Source organism: Nostoc favosum CHAB5714, assembly GCF_020829495.1.
Lineage (GTDB): Bacteria > Cyanobacteriota > Cyanobacteriia > Cyanobacteriales > Nostocaceae > Nostoc > Nostoc favosum.
Map to the genome: position 1 here is coordinate 1 of NZ_JAIVFQ010000227.1, position 2,979 is coordinate 2,979.

General features: G+C 47.9%; 2 protein-coding genes. One reads left to right on the forward strand and one right to left on the reverse strand.

All coding sequences use genetic code 11. The features are described from left to right. Positions 1–74 precede the first annotated feature (74 nt). Positions 75–1,046, reverse strand: coding sequence for a DUF4062 domain-containing protein (locus tag LC586_RS40115; RefSeq protein ID WP_229491324.1), 972 nt, complete (start codon positions 1,044–1,046; stop codon positions 75–77). 214 nt (positions 1,047–1,260) lie between these two features. Between LC586_RS40115 and LC586_RS40120 the strand changes: the two genes are divergently transcribed. After that, positions 1,261–2,661, forward strand: a complete 1,401-nt coding sequence (locus LC586_RS40120; RefSeq protein WP_229491325.1) for a restriction endonuclease — start codon at positions 1,261–1,263, stop codon at positions 2,659–2,661. The last annotated feature ends 318 nt before the right edge of the window (positions 2,662–2,979 follow it).

The following is a 2,979-nucleotide window of genomic DNA, read 5'->3' on the forward strand; positions in this document are numbered from 1 at the left end:
TATTCTAGGCCATATGGCCAATCCAGCGACAAATTCTAAGCACCGCCAAAAAGAAACGGTCAGGAATTTTGTAGTCAGAAGTTTATAACTTGAGCTGGAACAATATCCAGCATTGTGGCCCTGCCTTTCTTAGTAAGAACAACGTGATTGAGCCCCTCCGAGAACTTCACCTCCAATAAGCCCAAGGCTTCAAGATGAACTCTAATTTTATCGAAGTCTGTTTTGTAAATGGCACCATGCTTGAAGAGTTTATTTTCTCTAATGTAAATCTCTAGTGCATCTCTCATACTATGGATGCTGGAATCGCCCCCCAATGAGGGTGCTACTGCACGAAAGATTTCAATCCAGCTCATTTCAACACTATCTGTCTCTTCGACTCCGTAAGACATCGCAATAATGAGGCGGATCTCAAACAAGTCATCTAAACTAGCGAGAGAAAAAGCAGGAATTGCGGTCTCCTCAGGCTCTTCAGTGACCCTTTCCTTCAGTGCGTCTCTTTCAATTCTGATCTGATTAATTTGCTTGAGTAGCTCTTCGCTAGCCACTGCATCTCCACGTATCCACCCTATCGCTGGAGCCGAGCTTATTGCCTTGACTATCGAGATCGCTACCGCATGTTGCAGGCTGTCCGGTGTCGTCCAGTATTTGACTAGTCTATTCCTTGAGACTTTCGTACGAAACTGAGCTAAGCGCTCTGCTAGTTGAGGATCCTGGTCAACATTCTTTACGGGAATTGTTTCGGGTGCGCCGTGCAGAAAAGCTAGAACTGTTTTTCGTTGCTGAACGGCATAGTCGTACTCTAATTCGGTAAAGCTAACCCCACTTTGATCTGTCGAGCCATAGCGGGCGCCGATGATCAGAATATAATAATCGCATTCATCAATGACCTTTTTAATGTATTCAAACTGCTCCTGATCAACTGCCGGAAACACTTCCATCCCGGACGGTATTTGCTCTAGATCGAGAATGGTTTTGACGACAGCCTGCCGCTCGCCAACCAGATCAGCGAAGGTGGATGAGATGAACATTTGATATTTTTTGGCCATTTGCCACTTGGTCTCCCAAGTCAAGGGACCCTACTAGGGGCGAGATTAACACAAAAAAATACCAAGCCAACTCAGCCGTAGCAATCGCTTCCAGCTCATCCATTTTCGTTTATCAAACAACGAAATTGCACACAACTAACAAGCTAGACTTGACAGCGATTGACCTCGATTCCCCGTATAGGATAGCAATCACGTACACACTTCGAGGATTCTGATGGATTTCAAGGAGCTCCCAACGAATGGCCAAGCTTTCGAACAGCTCGTCCGCGAACTCTTGTTCAGTCAAGGGCTTTACGTTGAATGGAGTGGACGCGGACCCGATGGCGGACGCGACCTCATCTGCCGAGAGACACTAACGGGGATATTTGCTTCACAGACACGTACTTGGCTAATACAGTGCAAGCACAAAGCGCATAGCGAAGAAAGTGTAGGCATCGCAGATCTCGATGATATCGTCTCATCCTGCTCTCAGCACAAGGCGTCCGGATACCTTCTGGCGTGTTCAACGCAGCCCTCCAGCGCCGTGATCAACAGATTGGATGGAATTAGCAGCAATTCCGATACGAAGATTACCGCAACCTATTGGGATGCAGTCATACTCGAGCGTCTGCTATCTCAGCCAAGTCAATGGGCGATAGCACAACGCTTTATGCCTAAGTCTTGTGGCAAATGGCGCATCTACGCGACGCAAGCACCAAATGACTTTGTTGCCCACTATGCTGGGTATGTATTTCATCTCACCAATCGCATCGGGTCTCGTGTCGGCCATCACTTGTCTTCAGTTGCCAACAGAATCGACGAGTTGAATGCAATCAAACTCCCAGAAGGCCATTTCATACGTCCTCGTGCAGTCTGGTACGATGATAAAGGCGGATGCTACACATGGTATGTCGACTATCTAAGGCCAGACAGAGAAAAAATCGCGATTGGGAGAGCTGCCCTGCTTGATATTTTGAGGGACGGATGGGCGCTCGAAGATGGCCAACTCTACGTATGGGATATAAAGTTCGTCCGTTATCTCCAATACTCTGATCACTATGATAAAGATCATTATGACTACTATACACGGTATCTGCCAAACTTTCTCGATGGATCAAAGCGAGACACAGAATCTAATCTTGAGGAGTATTGGGCAACTAAACAGGAAATCAAGAGCTTGGAGGACGAAGAGAAGAAACTTTCCGCTTCTTCATTTGATGCAATGGTGGCCGCTATCATTCGCCTTGAATACCTAACTCTAAAACGTGCAGTGAACTGCAATCCTGAAATTTTACCAAAGATGGAGCGACGTTTTGTCTGGAGTGGCTTGCTTCGTGAACTCGATACAGATTCAAATAATATCTTTACCGCCAAGCTAGTTGTCGACGTGCACGACAAAGAGAAGTTTTTTGACTTGTTATCTCGTATCCCAAATGACGCAGGACGGGGATTTCGCGCATCGCATGTTTATATCTTCCTGCCAGAGGCCGGACTGAGCACTCCGCCGGGCGAACTCTTGTTCGACGTAATATTATTCATTCATCCAGAGCGCATCTCCAACCAGAGGAGCGTAAGAAATGAATTCAACGCCTATTTTGCGGAAATAACGGACATAATCGAACGGGAGCAAAAGTAGTCAGGCCAGCGCGCACCTGAATAGATGTCCTCTGTTAGAACTCTAGAGCGCCGGACGCTCTCATAGAATCGCTCCGGCGCTCTATCTCATTGTTCTTCGCATCGGATTATCCGAAAACCGCTTCGCACTTTTCGGTCCGATGCTCCAGGCGTCAGAGGCCGACTTCGTGGATGACGATCTTCTCGACATTGGCCACGGCCTCGGCCGGCGTCGACTTGCCGGTATAGCAGTTCTGGATCTCCGCCTCCGCCAGGCCCTCGACCGTCGCCCATTGCGCGAAATTCTCCAAGCCCACCGCATATTTTTCGAACAGGGGCA